Here is a 16,526-nt window from a genome sequence, read left to right on the forward strand (position 1 = left end):
CGATGAGCGAGGCACTTCTCGCCTCCCACGCCCCCGGGACGGACACCGTCGTCCCGGGGGCCTCGGGGGGCCGTCAGTTCTGGCGGCGGCTGCGGGCGCAGCGCGCCGCCCTCGTCGCGGCGGCCGTCGTCGCGCTGCTCGTCCTGGTCGCGCTCGCCGCGCCGCTGCTCACCGCGATCGAGGGCCAGGACCCGACCACCTACCACCCGTCCCTCATCGACTCCGCCCGCGGCGGCGTGCCCATCGGGTCCTTCGGGGGCATCGGCGGCGACCACTGGCTCGGCGTGGAACCGCAGACCGGGCGGGACCTGTTCGCGCGGCTGGTGTACGGGGCGCGGGTGTCACTGGGCGTCGCGCTCGCGGCGACCGTGGTGCAGGTCGTGCTCGGTGTCGCCATCGGCGTCGCGGCCGGACTCGGCAACCGCTGGGTGGACCTCCTGCTCACCCGGATCGCGGACATCTTCGTGTCCATGCCCCTGATGGTCATCGCGCTGGCGCTGCTCGCCATCGTGCCCGCGAGTTTCCCGCGGCCCGTCCTCGTCGCCCTCGTCGTCGGCCTGGTCTCCGGCTGGGGCACGCTGGCCAAGATGGTCCGCGCGCAGACCCTCACCCTCAAACAACTCGACTATGTCTCCGCTGCCCGGCTCAGCGGCTGGGGCCCCTGGCGGATCGCCCGCCGTGAGCTGCTGCCCGGCCTGGCGGCGCCCGTCATCACGTACTCGGCCCTGCTCGTGCCGCAGAACATCACCGTGGAGGCCGCCCTGTCCTTCCTCGGCGTGGGCGTGCAGCCCCCGACACCCTCCTGGGGGCAGATGCTCACCGCCGCGGACGTCTGGTACCAGGCGGCACCGCAGTACCTGCTGCTGCCCGCCGGCGCGCTGTTCGTGACCGTGCTCGCGCTGACCGTCCTCGGAGACGGAGTGCGCACCGCGCTGGACCCGCGTGCGGCCTCCCGGCTGCGGATCGGGACGGGCCGCAAGCGGGAGGCCAGGGCGGCTGACGGCAGCGGCGGAGAGAAGGAGGCCAGGGCATGAGGGGCATGAGCGGCTTCGGCGGTTTCGTGCTCCGCCGCGCGCTCGGCGCCGTGGTCACGCTGCTCGCCCTCTCGGTGATCATCTACGTCGTCTTCTACGTCACGCCGGGCAACGTCGCCCAGATCACCTGCGGTCCGCGCTGCTCGCCCGCCCAGGTACGGCAGGTCGCCGAGCAACTGCAGCTGAACGACCCGCTGTACGCGCGCTACTGGCACTTCCTCCAGGGCCTCGTCGCCGGCCAGGACTACTCGACGGGCACGTCCGTACAGCACTGCGCGGCGCCCTGCCTCGGGCTGTCGTACCGGAGCGACCAGCAGGTCACGGCCCTGATCCTGGCGAAGCTGCCGGTCACGGCATCGCTCGCGCTCGGCGCGATGGTGCTGTGGCTGGTCATCGGCGTCGGCACCGGCGTGCTGTCGGTGTGGCGGCGCGGCCGGTTCACCGAGCGGCTGCTGACCGGCCTCACCCTCGCGGGCACGGCCACGCCCGTCTTCGTCATCGGCCTGATCCTGATGATCGTCGTCTGCGGTCAGCTGCAGCTGCTGCCGTTCCCGCAGTACGTCGCGTTCTCCGACGATCCGGAGCAGTGGGCCTGGAACCTGCTGCTGCCCTGGCTGTCGCTCGCGCTGATCGAGTCGGCCACCTACGCACGTCTGACGCGCGCCTCGATGCTGGAGACGCTCGCCGAGGACCATGTACGGACCTTCCGGGCCTACGGCATCCGGGAGCGGTCGATCATCCGGCGGCACGCCCTCCGCGGGGCCGTTGCGCCGCTCATCGCCGTCAACGCCAACAACATCGGCGTGCTGTTCGGCGGTGCCGTGCTCACCGAGACCCTCTTCGGACTGCCCGGCATCGGCCAGGAACTGGTGCAGGCGGTGAAGGTCGTCGACCTGCCGGTGGTCGTCGGCATGGTCCTGGTGACCGGCTTCTTCGTGGTGCTGGCCAACGCCGTCGCGGACGTGCTGTACGCGGTGGCCGACCGACGGGTGGTGCTGACATGAGTCTCGTCGAAGTGACGGACCTGTCCGTGGAGTTCGGCGAGCTGCGCGCCGTCGACGGGCTGTCCTTCCGTCTGGAAGAGGGCGCGGCCCTGGCACTCGTCGGCGAGTCCGGCTCCGGCAAGTCCACGGTCGCCTCGGCCTTGCTCGGCCTGCACCGCGGCACGGGTGCGCGGGTCGACGGCTCGGTCGAGGTCGCCGGTGTCGACGTACAGCGGGCGGCGGACGACGAACTGCGGCGGCTGCGCGGCGGGAAGGCCGCGATGGTCTTCCAGGACCCGCTGTCCTCCCTGGACCCGTACTACGCGATCGGCGACCAGATCGCCGAGGTGTACCGCGCACACACGCGTGCGTCGCGGCGGGCGGCACGCGCGCGTGCGGTGGAGGTGCTCGACCGGGTCGGCATTCCGGACGCTCAGCGCCGGTCCCGTTCCCGCCCGCACGAGTTCAGCGGCGGCATGCGGCAGCGCGCCCTGATCGCCATGGCTCTCGCCTGCGCCCCCGACCTGCTGATCGCCGACGAGCCGACGACCGCGCTGGACGTGACCGTGCAGGCCCAGATCCTCGACCTGCTGCACACGCTGCGCGAGGAGACCGGCATGGGGCTGCTGCTGGTCACGCACGACGTGGGCGTGGCCGCCGAGAGCGTCGACGAGGTCCTCGTCATGCGGCGCGGGCGGGCGGTGGAGCACGGACCGGTCGGTGCCGTGCTGGGCTCGCCCGGGCAGGCGTACACGCGGGAACTGCTCGCCGCGGTCCCTCGCGTGGACGCGCCGCGTGCTCCCTCGCAGGTGTCCGGAGAGACAGTGCTGGAGGCGAAGGGACTGAGGCGCGATTTCGGCCGTGGGAAGCGGGCGTTCACAGCCGTGAACGACGTGTCGCTGACGCTGCGCCGGGGCGAGACCCTCGGGATCGTCGGCGAGAGCGGCAGCGGCAAGACGACCCTCGGACGCATGCTGGTCGGACTGCTCGCGCCGTCGGCGGGGGAGATCGAGCCGGGCGGCGGCGTACGCCCCGACGTCCAGATGGTCTTCCAGGACCCCGTCTCCTCCCTCAACCCCCGCCGCACCGTGGGCGAGTCGATCGCCGACCCGCTGCGGGCGCGTGGAGAACAGGACGAGGGACGCATCCGGGGGCGCGTACGGGAGCTGCTGGAGCGTGTGGGGCTGGAAGCGGCGCACTACGACCGCTATCCGCACGAGTTCAGCGGCGGACAACGTCAACGCGTCGGCATCGCGCGTGCGCTCGCGGCCGACCCGCGCGTCATCGTCTGCGACGAGCCCGTCTCCGCACTCGACGTCACCACCCAGGCCCAGGTGGTCGCCCTGCTCGGCGAGTTGCGGCGCGAACTCGGACTCGCGCTCGTCTTCATCGCGCACGACCTGGCCGTCGTACGCCAGGTCAGCGACCGGGTCGCGGTGATGCGCCGCGGCCGGATCGTCGAGGAGGGCCCCGCCGACGCGGTCTACGGGTCGCCGCAGGACCCCTACACCCAGCAGCTCCTGGCCGCCGTGCCGGCCCTCGACCCTGAGGACGCGGCCCGGCGCAGGGCGGCCCGACGGGAGCCGGCCGCGGTATGACGATCGGTGACCGTTCGCTCTCCTAGCGCGACGGAACGCGACCTGCACGCGAAAGTTACGACCGTTCACCCCTTTTGGTGGCGCGACGGACAACCGTCCGTCGCGCCACCACCTTGTCCGCATACGTTCGTCCCGCTGCGAGCCGCTGGACCAACGGCGGCTCTCCAAACGGGAGATCGGGGGTGCACGCGTGCGCATCGGACTGCTTACGGAGGGTGGCTATCCGTATGTGAGCGGTGACGCCAGGCTCTGGTGCGACCGGCTTGTGCGCGGGCTCGGGCAGTACGAGTTCGACGTCTACGCGCTCAGCCGCAGCGAGGACCAGGAGGACGAGGGCTGGGTCGCCCTGCCACCGCAGGTCAGCCGGGTGCGTACGGCACCGGTGTGGACGGCGGCGGACGACGGCGTCCGCTACGGGCGTCGTGCGCGCCGGCGCTTCGCCGAGTGCTACGGGGAGTTGGTGGCTGCCCTGTGCGCGGGCGCCTTCGGCGAGGCGTCTGCCACGGAGGCGGACCGTTTCGGCTACGCGCTGTACGGCCTCGCGGAGCTCGCCCGCGACGAGGGCGGTCTGGTGGGAGCGCTCCGCTCCGAGACCGCCGTACGCGTCCTGGAACGCGCCTGTCGCGCGCCCGGCGCGTTACGCCCGGCGCGCGAGGCGCGTGTCCCCGATCTGCTCACCGCCGCCGCACACCTGGAACACGCCCTGCGCCCTCTCTCGCTCGACTGGTACGAGGACGACGGCCTCGGCGCGGTCGACCTGTGCCACGCGGCGTCCGGTGGCACCGCGGCCCTGCCCGGACTGCTCGCCCGGCACTTCTCGGGCGTACCTCTGCTGGTGACCGAGTACGGGGTGCGGCTGCGGACGCGGTATCTGACCGACACGGAGTCCTCACCTCCGGTACGGTCCCTGCTCGCCGCCTTCCACGGCCGCCTCGCCGCCGAGACCTACCGGCAGGCCGCCATGATCACATCCGGCAACGCACACGCCCGCCGCTGGCAGGAGCGCTGCGGGGCCGACCGCGCCAAGCTCCGCACGGTCTACCCGGGCATGGACGCGGCCCCCTTCGCGGAAGTCGGGGAGTCACCTCGGTGCGCGGCCCCGGACACACTGGTCTGGGTCGGCCGTGTCGAACCCGCCAAGGACCTGATCTCCCTCCTGCACGCCTTCGCGGAGATCCGCCGGAAGGAACCCGGGACGCGCCTGCGCATCCTGGGCGCCCCGACGGGCCCCGAGGGCGCGGCCTACCTCGGCCACTGCAGGGCGCTGGCCGCGCAGCTCTTCCCGGACGAGGCGGAGGGCCCGCACGCCGTCGGCGACAACCCGGTGTCCTTCGAGGAGATCGGCGGCCCGGATGCCCCGTCCCCGGCCCACGCCTACGCCTCGGGTGCCGTGGTGGTCCTGTCGAGCGTCGTCGAGGGCTTCCCGGTCAGCCTGGTCGAGGCCATGTTCTCCGGGTGCGCGACGGTGTCCACGGACGTCGGCGCGGTGGTGGAGGCCATCGGCGGCACGGGACTCGTCGTACCCCCGCGCAATCCGCGGGCGCTCGCCGAGGCGTGCGTCACGCTGCTGCGCGACCCCGAGCGCCGTGAACGCCTCGGAGCCGCCGCACGCGCCCGCGCGCTCGAACTGTTCACCGTCGAGCAGAACATCGCGGCATTTCACGGCATTTACCTGGAGATCGTTTCGCACACCCCGGTCCGCCGCGTCGTCCTCGACGACACCGGCGAACCCCTCCCGTTCGCCGTCCCCGCCGAGGCCTACGTCCCCGGCCGCTGGGCCCAGCCGACCGCCAGTGCCGTGGGCAGGGGCGGCCCGGGCCGGGCGGAGACTCCGGTACCCGCTGCGGAGGGAGCGCGATGAGCGACCTCGGCGAACTGGACCGGGCGCCGGGCGACAAGGAGCCGACCGCCGGCCGCACTCCGGCACCGCCCGCCCACCGCACCGCCGCGGACCCCGTCAAGGCGCTGATGCACCGTCACCGCGACCTGTGCGAACGTGCCGTGGACCCGCTGGAGATCGCGGCGGGCCTGGAGGCCCACGGCGTCACCGACCGGACCGCCGCACGCTTCCGCCACCGGGACGTCTTCTCCCTCGCGGAGGAGATGTACGCCCGCGCACCCCGCAACGGCGACTCGCCCCAACGCCCCCGGAACCCGGCGGCCGCCCGCCGGAGTGCCGACTGGATTCTCCTCACCCTCCTGCCCGGCGCCCTGTGCGCGGCGACCCTGACCGCCCTGCGCCTCACCCAGGGACAAACCCGCCTGATCGCAGTCGCCGTGGGCACCCTCACCTTCGTCCTGGCCCTGCGCGCCGCCCTCCGCCGAGGCCCGCTGAGCGTCCCCGGCCACCCCTCACCGGCCACCGCCCCCTGGGCCTGCTCCCTGCTCGCCTACGCCGCCCTGGGCGACGGAGCACTGGGCGCAGCCATCACCGGGGGCCCGGACACGCTCCCCACGGGCGCCCCCGACGGCCCCTGGCCCACGGCCACCGCCTCCGTCCTGGCGCTGGCCCTGTCCTGCGCCCCTGCGGCCTGGAGCGCCCACCTGCTCGCCGCAGGAGCCCGTCGCAGGCTCACGGCAAGCCGCGGCCTGGAGGACTTCGCCGCCTCCGTACGCCCCCTCCTCTTCGGCACCTTCGCCTTGTATCTGGCCGCCCTGACGGCCCTGCTCACCCTCTGCGCGACCGTCCTCGGCCAACCCGCCACCCATCCTCAGACCCTCACCCTGGGCGCCCTCCTCTTCCTGGCCCGCCTCCTCACCACCCACGGCTTCACGCACGCCCCGGCGCTGCTCCTCACCGCCACGACCACGGCCACGGCAACAGCCCTGGCCACGGTCTTCGTGGCGCGCCTGCCCGGCTGCGCCTTCCTGGCCACTCCGGTGGAGGCCCTCGCAGCGACCTGGGGCCCAGGCAGCATCCCGGCCCTGACCTGCGGCCTGGGAGCCACCGCCTTGCTGCTCCACACGACCCGCAGGCTGACGAAGGCGTCGGCCCACGCGCAGCGGGAGCGGCGATGGTGACCCCGGGCACACCCACGCACCCGCCCCCGGGCCCGACCCACAACGACCCGTAGGCGCACCGCGCACCACCCGCACGGGCTGCCGCAGGCATGGGCGCGACCCCCCACTCCCATCCGCCCGACCGCCGAAGGCACCCGCACCCACCACGCAATTCCCGCAAAGGAGACACCCCATGACCACCTCCCGACCCGCCGCCCCCTCGGCCCCGGGAGCCGCCCGATGAGAGTCCTGCTGATCGGCGCCAACGGCTACATCGGCCGCTTCGTAGCCGAGCGCCTGCTCGCCGACCCGGCCGTCCAGCTCACCGCCCTCGGCCGCGGCGACGACGCCGACGTCCGCTTCGACCTCGCCACCGGCAGCCCCGGCGCCCTCACCCGTTTCCTCGACGCCGTCCACCCCGGTGTCGTCATCAACTGCGCCGGTGCCACCCGAGGCGGCGCCCGCGAACTCACCCGGCACAACACCGTCGCCGTCGCCACCGTCTGCGAGGCCCTGCGCCGCAGCGGCTGCGGTGCCCGCCTGGTCCAGATCGGCTGCAGCGCGGAGTACGGCCCCAGCCAGCCCGGCTCCTCCACCGCGGAGGACGCCGTCCCACGTCCCGGCGGCCCCTACGGCGTCAGCAAACTCGCCGCCACCGAACTCGTGCTCGGCTCCGGCCTGGACGCCGTGGTCCTCCGCGTCTTCTCACCCGCCGGTCCCGGCACCCCCGCCGGCTCCCCGCTCGGCCGCCTCGCCGAGGCCATGCGCCGCGCCATGCAGTCCGGCGACGGCGAGCTGAAACTCAGCGGCCTCGGCGCCCAGCGCGACTTCGTCGACGTCCGCGACGTGGCCCGCGCCGTCCACGCGGCCTCCCTCTCCGCCGCGCAGGGCGTCATCAACATCGGCTCGGGCCGCGCCGTCCGCCTCCGCGACGCCGCCGCCACCCTCGCCCGCGTGGCCGGCTACGGCGGCGCCCTGCACGAGCTGGACGGCCCCCCCGGCGCCCTGCGTCCGGCCATCGGGCACCCCCGCACCGACCCGGACCACGCGGCACCGATCGCGTACCCGTACCCGGACGGCTGCGGCAGCTGGCAACAGGCCGACGTACGCACCGCCCGCGACCGGCTCGGCTGGCGGCCCCGGATCAACCTGGAGGAGTCCCTCGCCGACATCTGGATGGAGGCGGCATGCCGGATCTGAGGGAGGGAGGCGGCACGCCGTATCCGACCAGCACATGGCCGGGTGCCACGAGCACCGCCCTCCGCACCGCTTTCGGCGTCCCCGGCTTGGCCCACCCCCTCCTCGCCCCAGCCGAGTGGAGCGCACTCACCCGCCCGGGCACACCCCTGCACTGGGTCGTCCTCAATGTCTCCGACGGCCCCGGTACCCAGCCAGACCCGCACTGCCTGGAGGCGGCCGGACGACTCCGCAACGCGGGCATCGGCGTCCTCGGGCACCTCGCCACCGGACACGGCACCCGCAGCGTCGGCGAACTCATCTCCGACGCCCACCGGTACACCGACTGGTACCAGGCCGACGGTTTCCTCCTGGACCGCTGCCCCACCGACCACGCCGCGCTCGCCGCCATCCGCCGGACCGTCAGTGCGCTCCGCGTGACCCGTGAGGACGCCCACATCGTCCTCGGCCACGGCATGCACCCCCACGCCGGTTACGCGGAGATCGCCGACCAACTGGTCACTTTCTCCGGCCCGTGGAGCGACTACCGCTTCTCGCAGGCGGCCCAGTGGACCGCGGACCATCCCCCCGGACGCTTCTGCCACTTCGTCCACGGCGTGCCCCACCGCCACCTCGACGAGGCGTTGCGGATCGCCCGCTGGCAGGGCGCCGCGACGATCTACCTCACCGACCGCACGGACCGCGGCGGCCGCACCGGCCCCTGGGAGAGCCTGCCCGGCTACTGGGACGACATCGTCTCGCGTATCGGAACGGGTGTCTCGGAATGAAAAAGGCCATGGCACTGTTACAGGAAGAACAACTGTAGTGATTGACCGACCAACGGAGTCCCCGTGTCGCTGCCACCCCTGGTCGAGCCGGCCCCCGAGCTCACCGTAGACGAGGTCCGCAGGTACTCCCGCCACCTGATCATCCCCGACGTCGGGATGGACGGGCAGAAGCGGCTGAAGAACGCCAAGGTGCTCTGTGTGGGCGCCGGCGGCCTGGGCTCGCCGGCGCTGATGTACCTGGCCGCCGCGGGCGTGGGCACGCTCGGCATCGTGGAGTTCGACGAGGTCGACGAGTCGAACCTGCAGCGCCAGATCATCCACAGCCAGTCCGACATCGGCCGCTCGAAGGCCGAGTCCGCCCGCGACTCCGTCCTCGGCATCAACCCGTACGTGAACGTGATCCTTCACGAGGAGCGGCTTGAGGCCGACAACGTGATGGACATCTTCAGCCAGTACGACCTGATCGTCGACGGCACGGACAACTTCGCGACCCGCTACCTGGTCAACGACGCCTGCGTGCTGCTGAACAAGCCGTACGTCTGGGGTTCGATCTACCGCTTCGACGGCCAGGCCTCCGTCTTCTGGTCCGAGCACGGTCCCTGCTACCGCTGCCTCTACCCGGAGCCCCCGCCCCCCGGCATGGTCCCCTCCTGCGCCGAGGGCGGCGTCCTGGGCGTGCTGTGCGCGTCCATCGGCTCCATCCAGGTCACCGAGGCCATCAAGGTCCTCACCGGCACGGGCGAGCCGCTGGTCGGCCGTCTGATGATCTACGACGCCCTGGAGATGCAGTACCGCCAGGTCAAGGTCCGCAAGGACCCGAACTGCGCGGTCTGCGGCGAGAACCCCACCGTCACCGAGCTCATCGACTACGAGGCCTTCTGCGGCGTCGTCTCCGAGGAGGCCCAGGCGGCGGCCGCCGACTCGACGATCACTCCCAAGCAGCTCAAGGAGTGGATCGACGACGGCGAGAACATCGAGATCATCGACGTCCGCGAGCCGAACGAGTACGAGATCGTCTCCATCCCCGGCGCCCGGCTGATCCCGAAGAACGAGTTCCTCATGGGCACCGCCCTGGAGGGCCTGCCCCAGGACAAGAAGATCGTCCTGCACTGCAAGACGGGTGTCCGCAGTGCGGAAGTCCTCGCGGTCCTGAAGTCCGCCGGCTTCTCCGACGCCGTCCACGTCGGCGGCGGCGTGATCGGCTGGGTCAACCAGATCGAGCCGGACAAGCCGGTGTACTGAGCCGTACCCGGCCTCGCGTCCCGAGCGGCGGGGGTTTCGCGCACCGCAGGTGCCCGGAGCCCCCGCCGCCGTCATGAGCAGACCTTGCCGTCCTTCGGCACCGTCCCGTTCAGCAGGTACGCGTTGACCGTGGAGTCGACACAGTCGCTCCCGCTGCCGTAGGCACCGTGCCCCTCGCCCTTCCAGGTGAGCATCACGCCGACGCCCCTGCCCAGCTCGTCCGCCATCTTCCTCGCGCCCTCGTACGGCGTGGCCGGGTCGCCGGTGGTGCCGACCACCAGGATCGGCGCCGCACCTGGTGCGCTCACCTCCGGGGTGTCGTGCTGTCCGGGGACGGGCCAGTCGTGGCACCAGCCGGCCGTGTCCCAGCCCATGAAGTCCCCGAAGACGGGCGAGATCCGCTCGAAGCGGGGCAGCAGCTTCTTCGTCTCCTCGACGGTCGGCCGCTGCCTGTCGTCCAGGCACGATATGACCCGCTGCGAGTGGGACCCCGTGCCGTATCGCCCCGAGGCGCCACGCTCGTTGTAGCCGTCGGCGAGTGCCAGCAGCTCCGATCCGTCGCCCTGTTCTGCGGACTCCAGGGCGCTGGTCAGCGTCGGCCAGCTGTCCTCGCTGTACAGCGGCAGGATGATGCCGGTGAGCGCGAGCGTCTGCGTCAGCTTCCGCCCGGGGGACGAGGTCGGCAGCGGCTCGGCGTCGATCCTCTTCAGCAGGTCCGCGATCTTCCGGGAGCCCTGTTCCGGGTCCTGGCCCGTCGACACGAGGTAGGCGTTCAGCGCGCGCTGGAAGCCCCTGGTCTGGTTCTCGGCATGGCCCACCGTGCCGGCGGTCGGGTCGACGACCGCGTCCAGGACCATCCGCCCCACGTTCTTCGGGAACAGGTGGGCGTACACCCCGCCGAGTTCGGTGCCGTACGAGATGCCGAAGTAGTGCGTCTTCCGATCGCCGAGGACCTGTCGCATCAGGTCCATGTCGCGGGCGGTGTCGGTGGTCGAGACATGCCCCAGCAGTTTCCCGGCGTCCTTCGCGCAGCCCGTGCCGAAGTCGGCGGCGTCCTTCAGGTACGCCGTCTCCTCGGCCGGGGTGTCCGGGGTGGCGTCCACCGCCGCCTCGGCTGCCTGGATCTCCTTGTCGCCGCGGCAGCGGACGCCCTCGCTGGCGCCCACTCCGCGCGGGTCCCAGCTCACCAGGTCGTACCGCTCGCGCAGCTGGGAGACCGTGGGAGCGAACGACGGCATCATGGACATGCCCGAGCCGCCGGGGCCCCCGAAGTTGAACAGCAGCGAGCCGACGCGCTTGCCGCCCCGGGCCTTGGCGCGGATCAGAGCCAGGTCTATGGTCTCGCCGTCCGGCTTCGCCCAGTCCAGCGGCGCCTTGAGCGTGGCGCACTGCCAGTCGCTGCTCGGCGCGGGCGAGCCCCCGGTCGCCTTGCACCGCCCCCAGTCGAGCTTCTGCGAGGTCAACGACGTGGGCTCGTCGTCGGGCGAGCCACCGCTGCAGCCCGCCACCAGCAGTGCAGCGGCGGCCGCCCCGGCTGTCCACCGTGCGAAACGACTCATGCCCATTCCCCCCTCACAGGCCGTCCGCACCGTGCCGCGGATGGCGGTCCTGCCATGGTAGGCAGATCGCGCAGAGCCTGCGGAAGCCTGTGGATAACCCTCTGACCAGCGCCTTTACCGGCATTGTCAGGAGCAGACGGTCCCGGCGGCCGGCACCTTGCCGTCCAGCAGATAGCCGTTCACCGCGTCCAGCACGCACTTGTTCTTGCTGTCGTACGCACCATGCCCCTGACCCTTGTACGTCAGCTCGACACCGACGCCCTTGCCCAGGGACTCGGCCATCTTCCGCGCGCCCTCGTACGGCGTGGCCGGGTCTCCGGTGTTGCCGACCACCAGGATCGGTGGCGCGCCGGGAGCGCTGACGTCGGGGTGATCGGCGGCGCCCGCCACGGGCCAGTCGGTGCAGGTCAGCATCGACCACGCGAAGGAGTCGCCGAACAGCGCCGACGCGGCCTTGAACTCGGGCAGCTTCCGCTCCACGTACGCCGTGTCGTACCGGGGCCGGTTGTCGGCGCAGTTGATGGAGACGTTGGCCGCGGCGATGTTGCTGTACTCGCCGTTCTCGCTGCGCCCGTTCAGCGAGTCGGACAGCACCATGAGGATGCTGCCGTCGCCGTCGTACGCCTGTTGAAGGCCTTCGACGAGGTACTCCCAGAGGTCCTGGGAGTACAGCGCCTGCGCGATGCCGTTGGCCGCGACGGTCTGGGTCACCTCGCGGGGGAAGACACCGGGGATGGGCTTGCTGTCGAGGTCCCGCAGCAGCTTGGCGATGCGGTTCTTGACGTCCTCGGCGCTGTCGCCGATGGGGCAGTTCCCTGCCTTCCCCGCGCAGTCCTCGGCGAAGTTGTCGAGCGCCCGCTGAAAGCCCTTGGCCTGCCCGAGCGCTCCCTGTTCGGCGGTCCGGGTCGGATCGACCACCGCGTCGAAGACGGCGCGCCCCACCCGCTCGGGGAACAGGTGCGCGTAGACGCCGCCGAGTTCGGTGCCGTAGGAGAAGCCGAAGTAGTACAGCTTGCTGTCGCCGAGGACCTGCCGCATCAAGTCCACGTCCCGCGCCGCGTCGGTCGTGCGGACATGCGGCAGCATCCGCTCGGAGCGCTCTTCGCAGGCCTCGTTGAACTCCTTGGTGCTGTCCAGCAGTTCCGTGCGCTCGGCGGCGTTGTCGGGCGTCGCGTCCTGCTGGAAGTAGGCGTCGAGCTGCTGGTCGTTCTCGCACAGCACCGGCGCGCTGCGGCCGACCCCGCGCGGGTCGAAGCTCACCAGGTCGTAGCGGGTGCGCAGCTTCCCGTAGTCCGCGCCGAAGGAGGGCAGCGTGGTGACGCCGGAGACGCCGGGGCCACCGAAGTTGAAGACGAGCGAGCCGATGCGCCTGCTCTCGCCGCCGGTCGACTTCACCCGGATCAGCTGAAGGTCGATCGTGTCACCCTTGGGGTCGTCCCAGTCGAGGGGTGCCTTCATCGTGGCGCACTGCCACTCGCCGCCTCTCGGCAGGGGCGACGGCGAGCCGCCGCCGCCCTGCGCCTGGGAGGGGGCCGGGCAGTCCTGCCAGCTCAGCTCCTGCTCCGCCAGGTTCTCGTCGCCGGGGTCGTCACCGCAGCTCGCCAGCAGGGAGGCCAGCAGCACGGCGACGGCGGTCAGGACAGCGGCGCGCAGCCGTATCGGATTCGGCATGCTCCCATCGTGCGGCCGTCCGTGGCCGGACGCTCGGGACGTGGGGCGTACGAGGTACCCGCGCACCAGGGGTACCGGTGCGTCGCAGCACCTCCTCGTCTCAGAGTGCTTCCTTGCGCGTCAGGTGGTTGAAGGCCAGCCATCCCGGCAGCACCGGCAGCCACAACGTCAGGAGCCGGAACAGCAGTACCGCGGGTGCCGCGACCTCCTTGGGGAGCCCGACCGCGATCAGACCGACGGTCAGGGTCGCCTCCACCGCGCCCACGCCGCCCGGCGTCGGCGCCGCGGATCCCAGCGCGTTGCCCGCGAGGAAGACGACGGCGACGCTGGCGATGCTGATCGAGGCCGACTCGTCGCCGAACGCCCGGATCGAGGCGTCCAGGCACATCACGAAGCAGGCGGTCAGCAGCAGCATGCCGCCGATGCCGGTGACCAGCTTCTGCGGCCTCTGCAGCACATCGAGCATGCGCGGCACGACACCCGCGAAAAGCGACCGCACGCGCGTGACGACGAATTTCCGCAGGAACGGCACCGAGGTCACCACGAGCACGAGCACCGCCACGGTCAGCAGACCCGCGATGACCGTGCGGGACGGCGACAGCGACGGCGTCTTCTCCGTGCCGGTCAGGTAGCCGAAGGACAGCAGCATCAGGATGTGGCAGCCGAGCCCGAACAGCTGCGACGCGCCGACGCTTGCCACCGCGAGCCCCGGCCGTACTCCCGCGCGCTGCAGGAAGCGCGTGTTCAGGGCGACGCCGCCGACCGCCGCCGGGGCGACGATCTTCACGAACGACCCGGCGACCTGTGCCGCCACGGTCCGCAGGAACGGCACCCGCTCGGGCACGAATCCCAGCAGGGCCATGGCCGCCGCGAAGTAGCTCCCCGCCGAGAACAGCACGGCCGCGGCGACCCATCCCCACTCGGCGTTGGCGATGAGCGGCCCGAACTCGATGTGCGTGAGCTGCGTCAGCAGGAAGTAGGCGCCGATGGCACCGGCGATGAAGCTGATCAGTGTGCGCGGCCGCACCCGCTCCAGCCGGGCAGGCTCCACCGGTGCCTGGGGCCTGATCCGCAGCACCTCGTACCGGATCTGCGTGAGCAGGTCCTCCTCGCGCGCCTCCTCCAGGGCCTCGTCGATGGCCCGTTTCTCCGCCCGCTGTTCCGCGCGTACGGCCTTCTTGTCGGGCTTCTCCAGTACGGGCGCGGCGTCCTCCCCGGCCGCTTCCAGGCGGGCCTGCTTGGCCTGCCGGGACGCTTCCAGGACCGCCTCGCGCTCGCGCTCCGCCCGCTCCCGGGCCAGCTTGCGCAGGGTCGCGCGCGTGGAACGGCTGAGCGCGATGGGCTGCAGCATCGGCAGACAGTCCGCCACCGCGTCGGGGCCGAGCACGCCGACCGCCGACTCCACCGCCCGCTCGGCGCCCACCCGCAGCCCCAGCGTCACCAGCAGCTGGGAGATGTCCATGCGCAGCAGCAGGTCGCCCGCCGCGATCTCGCCGACCCGCAGGTCGGTGAGGATCACCGTGCCGGAACGATCCACCAGGATCGCGTCACCCACCAGCCTGCGGTGCGCGATGCGCCGGGACTGCAGGGCCCGTACCTGGTCCCAGGTGTCGCGCAGCAGCTCGTCGGTGATCTCCTCGTCCGGCAGCGAGTCGAGGGTGCGCCCGCCGGTGTGCTCGTAGACCAGTATCACCGCGTCGGGCCCCAGCTCGGAGGTGGCGATCAGCTTGGGCGCGTTGGCGCCGGCCGCGATGGCCGCGTACGCGAGGAGGGCCTCCTGCTCCAGGGCCTGCCGCAGCGACTGGAGGCTGCTGCGGGTGGCGAAGCCGCGCAGCGTCAGCTGACGCCACGCGCGGTAGAAGAAGCCCTGGGCCTGCTGCTCACGGTCGACCACCGTCACGTCCAGCGGCGGACCGTCCTCCAGGGTGACGAAGTAGCGTCGGCCGCGGTCGCCGGTCTCCGGCGTTTCCGCCTGCTCCTCGCGGGACGCCGTCACCGGGTGGAACCCGACGGTGCGCAGGCCCGCCATCAGGGTCCGTCCGGTGGGACGGACGTTGGGCGAGCCGACCGCGTACAGGGTGCCGTAGGCCACGGTCCAGCCGATCAGCACCGTGAGGATGATCGAGAAGGGTGTCGTGTAGCCGGTGACCAGCATCGAGAAGGCGTCGAGAAGCAGCACGATCCACAGCACCGCTCGCCACCGCGGCCTGCGCGACATGCCGACGGCCGTCATGTACGCGATGACGGGCGCCAAATACCCGTGCACGGGATCGGTGAGGGCGTGGATGTCACCCGGCGACGGCTGGGTGAGCGCCTCCTGGATCGAGTCGGGGGCGGCTTTGGCGACCCACAGGTCGGTGGCGAGGGTCACACCGTGCGCGAGGACCGCCGCCAGTACGCCGTCGGCGATCCGCAGCCCGTCCCGCTTGATCAAACGCTCGATCGCGAACGCCACGGGCACCAGCAGGATCGCGATGCTGGAGGCCAGGCCCGCGATCTTGATCAGCAGATCGGGTGCCTGACCGGTGCCCTTGTTGATGTCCTGTTCGAGGCCCGAGGTGGTGCCGTGGGCGAAGGCGGCGATCCCGATCAGCACGGCCACGGCGAGCACGCCCACCAGGAGCCGCATCAGGTCGGACGGACGGTGCACGCGCGCGGGGAGCAGCGGTTCGTCGCCCTCCACCTCGTCGATGTGCGCCTCGTCCACGGGCTCGGCCCTCCGCCGGCCGGTGTCCTTCTTGTCGCTCTTGTCGCTCTTGTCGCTGTTCGCGGTGCCCGGGCGCGACGAAGCGGCAGAGGAACTCTCCGCGTTCTCGGGTTGCACACCCTGCTGCTTCATCGTCTCTTCTTGGTCTCGTATCACCGGTCACCGCCCGCACGATGGTGGCATGCCGCACCGACACACGGGGGCATCAGGGTGCACATGCGGGGGCGCACAGTCTGCCCGAAGCCCCGCTCCCGGGCGAGAAATGCGCGCGGCCGCGAGCGTGTGGCGCTGTCGGTGGGGTACGGCAGGATGGGGCGGATGAGCCAGGAGAACCTTCCGGATGACGCTCACCCGGAGTACGCGGACGCGCTGCCGGAGTACGCCGAGCGGGTCCTTGAGGTCACCGAACTGATTCCGCCGGGGCGCGTCATGACGTACGGGGACGTCGCAGAGTGGCTGGGCGAGGGCGGCCCCCGTCAGGTGGGCCGCGTGATGGCCCTCTATGGAGGAGCCGTTCCGTGGTGGCGGGTCGTCCGCGCGGACGGAGCGCTGCTTCCCGGCCATGAGCTGGCCGCGCTCGGCCACTACCGGGCGGAGAGCACACCCCTGAAGGAGGCGAGCAGGGCCGCCGAGGGCCACCTGCCGCGCCTCGACATGAAGCGGGCGCGGTGGGACGGCGGCGAACGTGCGGAGGGTCACACCTGACAGCTTCCGCCATCGGACGGGCCGCGGTGTGACCGGTGATCCCTTCGGGGGAATGCGGGCACA

The 16,526-nt window shown here is 72.0% G+C and carries 12 protein-coding genes; 9 read left to right on the forward strand and 3 right to left on the reverse strand.

What is annotated here, in order from left to right:
- The first annotated feature begins 2 nt into the window (after positions 1–2).
- The 8 genes from NW895_RS11180 (at position 3) to moeZ (ending at position 9,821) form a co-directional block, all read left to right on the forward strand.
- Positions 3–1,034 (forward strand): ABC transporter permease, encoded by a 1,032-nt coding sequence (locus NW895_RS11180; protein WP_289935257.1) that lies wholly within the window; start codon positions 3–5, stop codon positions 1,032–1,034.
- A gap of 5 nt (positions 1,035–1,039) precedes the next feature.
- Entirely contained in the window at positions 1,040–2,038 is a 999-nt protein-coding gene (locus tag NW895_RS11185; protein WP_289935519.1) for an ABC transporter permease, read from the forward strand.
- The gene (locus NW895_RS11190) at positions 2,035–3,615 is read left to right on the forward strand and encodes an ABC transporter ATP-binding protein (protein WP_289935258.1); all 1,581 of its coding nucleotides are present in this window, start codon (positions 2,035–2,037) and stop codon (positions 3,613–3,615) included. The genes NW895_RS11185 and NW895_RS11190 overlap by 4 nt, the downstream gene beginning before the upstream one ends.
- 190 nt (positions 3,616–3,805) lie before the next feature.
- Positions 3,806–5,476 (forward strand): DUF3492 domain-containing protein, encoded by a 1,671-nt coding sequence (locus NW895_RS11195; RefSeq protein WP_289935259.1) that lies wholly within the window; start codon positions 3,806–3,808, stop codon positions 5,474–5,476.
- Positions 5,473–6,636, forward strand: a complete 1,164-nt coding sequence (locus tag NW895_RS11200; RefSeq protein ID WP_289935260.1) for a hypothetical protein — start codon at positions 5,473–5,475, stop codon at positions 6,634–6,636. Before NW895_RS11195 ends, NW895_RS11200 begins: the two co-directional genes overlap by 4 nt.
- A gap of 219 nt (positions 6,637–6,855) precedes the next feature.
- A complete protein-coding gene (locus tag NW895_RS11205; protein WP_289935261.1) occupies positions 6,856–7,815 on the forward strand; it encodes an NAD-dependent epimerase/dehydratase family protein in 960 nt (319 codons plus the stop codon).
- Positions 7,803–8,579, forward strand: coding sequence for a spherulation-specific family 4 protein (locus tag NW895_RS11210; RefSeq protein ID WP_289935262.1), 777 nt, complete (start codon positions 7,803–7,805; stop codon positions 8,577–8,579). Before NW895_RS11205 ends, NW895_RS11210 begins: the two co-directional genes overlap by 13 nt.
- A 63-nt stretch (positions 8,580–8,642) precedes the next feature.
- Positions 8,643–9,821, forward strand: a complete 1,179-nt coding sequence (gene moeZ, locus NW895_RS11215; RefSeq protein WP_289935263.1) for an adenylyltransferase/sulfurtransferase MoeZ — start codon at positions 8,643–8,645, stop codon at positions 9,819–9,821.
- 71 nt (positions 9,822–9,892) lie between these two features.
- Here moeZ and NW895_RS11220 read toward each other — a convergent pair whose 3' ends face one another.
- From NW895_RS11220 to NW895_RS11230, 3 genes are all read right to left on the reverse strand, one after another.
- Complete coding sequence (locus NW895_RS11220; RefSeq protein ID WP_289935264.1) at positions 9,893–11,380, reverse strand: alpha/beta hydrolase; 1,488 nt, start codon at positions 11,378–11,380, stop codon at positions 9,893–9,895.
- Positions 11,381–11,506: 126 nt separating this feature from the next.
- Positions 11,507–13,051, reverse strand: coding sequence for an alpha/beta hydrolase (locus tag NW895_RS11225; RefSeq protein WP_289935266.1), 1,545 nt, complete (start codon positions 13,049–13,051; stop codon positions 11,507–11,509).
- A gap of 100 nt (positions 13,052–13,151) precedes the next feature.
- Positions 13,152–15,890 carry a lysylphosphatidylglycerol synthase transmembrane domain-containing protein gene (locus NW895_RS11230; RefSeq protein WP_289935267.1) on the reverse strand — a complete coding sequence of 913 codons (2,739 nt, stop codon included), beginning with the start codon at positions 15,888–15,890 and terminating at the stop codon, positions 13,152–13,154.
- 186 nt (positions 15,891–16,076) lie between these two features.
- Between NW895_RS11230 and NW895_RS11235 the strand changes: the two genes are divergently transcribed.
- Positions 16,077–16,463: an MGMT family protein gene (locus NW895_RS11235; RefSeq protein ID WP_289935268.1), complete on the forward strand. Its 387-nt coding sequence runs from the start codon at positions 16,077–16,079 to the stop codon at positions 16,461–16,463.
- Positions 16,464–16,526 lie beyond the last annotated feature (63 nt).

It is taken from the genome of Streptomyces sp. S.PNR 29 (assembly GCF_030386795.1).
Classification (GTDB): Bacteria; Actinomycetota; Actinomycetes; order Streptomycetales; family Streptomycetaceae; genus Streptomyces.

What these genes read in the sequence shown, in the direction of transcription:
- NW895_RS11180 (WP_289935257.1), top strand. Translation starts at nt 3, where the DNA reads ATGAGCGAGGCACTTCTCGCCTCCCACGCCCCCGGGACGGACACCGTC.
- NW895_RS11185 (WP_289935519.1), top strand. Translation starts at nt 1,040, where the DNA reads ATGAGCGGCTTCGGCGGTTTCGTGCTCCGCCGCGCGCTCGGCGCCGTG.
- NW895_RS11190 (WP_289935258.1), top strand. Translation starts at nt 2,035, where the DNA reads ATGAGTCTCGTCGAAGTGACGGACCTGTCCGTGGAGTTCGGCGAGCTG.
- NW895_RS11200 (WP_289935260.1), top strand. Translation starts at nt 5,473, where the DNA reads ATGAGCGACCTCGGCGAACTGGACCGGGCGCCGGGCGACAAGGAGCCG.
- NW895_RS11205 (WP_289935261.1), top strand. Translation starts at nt 6,856, where the DNA reads ATGAGAGTCCTGCTGATCGGCGCCAACGGCTACATCGGCCGCTTCGTA.
- NW895_RS11210 (WP_289935262.1), top strand. Translation starts at nt 7,803, where the DNA reads ATGCCGGATCTGAGGGAGGGAGGCGGCACGCCGTATCCGACCAGCACA.
- NW895_RS11220 (WP_289935264.1), bottom strand. Translation starts at nt 11,380, where the DNA reads ATGAGTCGTTTCGCACGGTGGACAGCCGGGGCGGCCGCCGCTGCACTG.
- NW895_RS11225 (WP_289935266.1), bottom strand. Translation starts at nt 13,051, where the DNA reads ATGCCGAATCCGATACGGCTGCGCGCCGCTGTCCTGACCGCCGTCGCC.
- NW895_RS11230 (WP_289935267.1), bottom strand. Translation starts at nt 15,890, where the DNA reads ATGAAGCAGCAGGGTGTGCAACCCGAGAACGCGGAGAGTTCCTCTGCC.
- NW895_RS11235 (WP_289935268.1), top strand. Translation starts at nt 16,077, where the DNA reads ATGAGCCAGGAGAACCTTCCGGATGACGCTCACCCGGAGTACGCGGAC.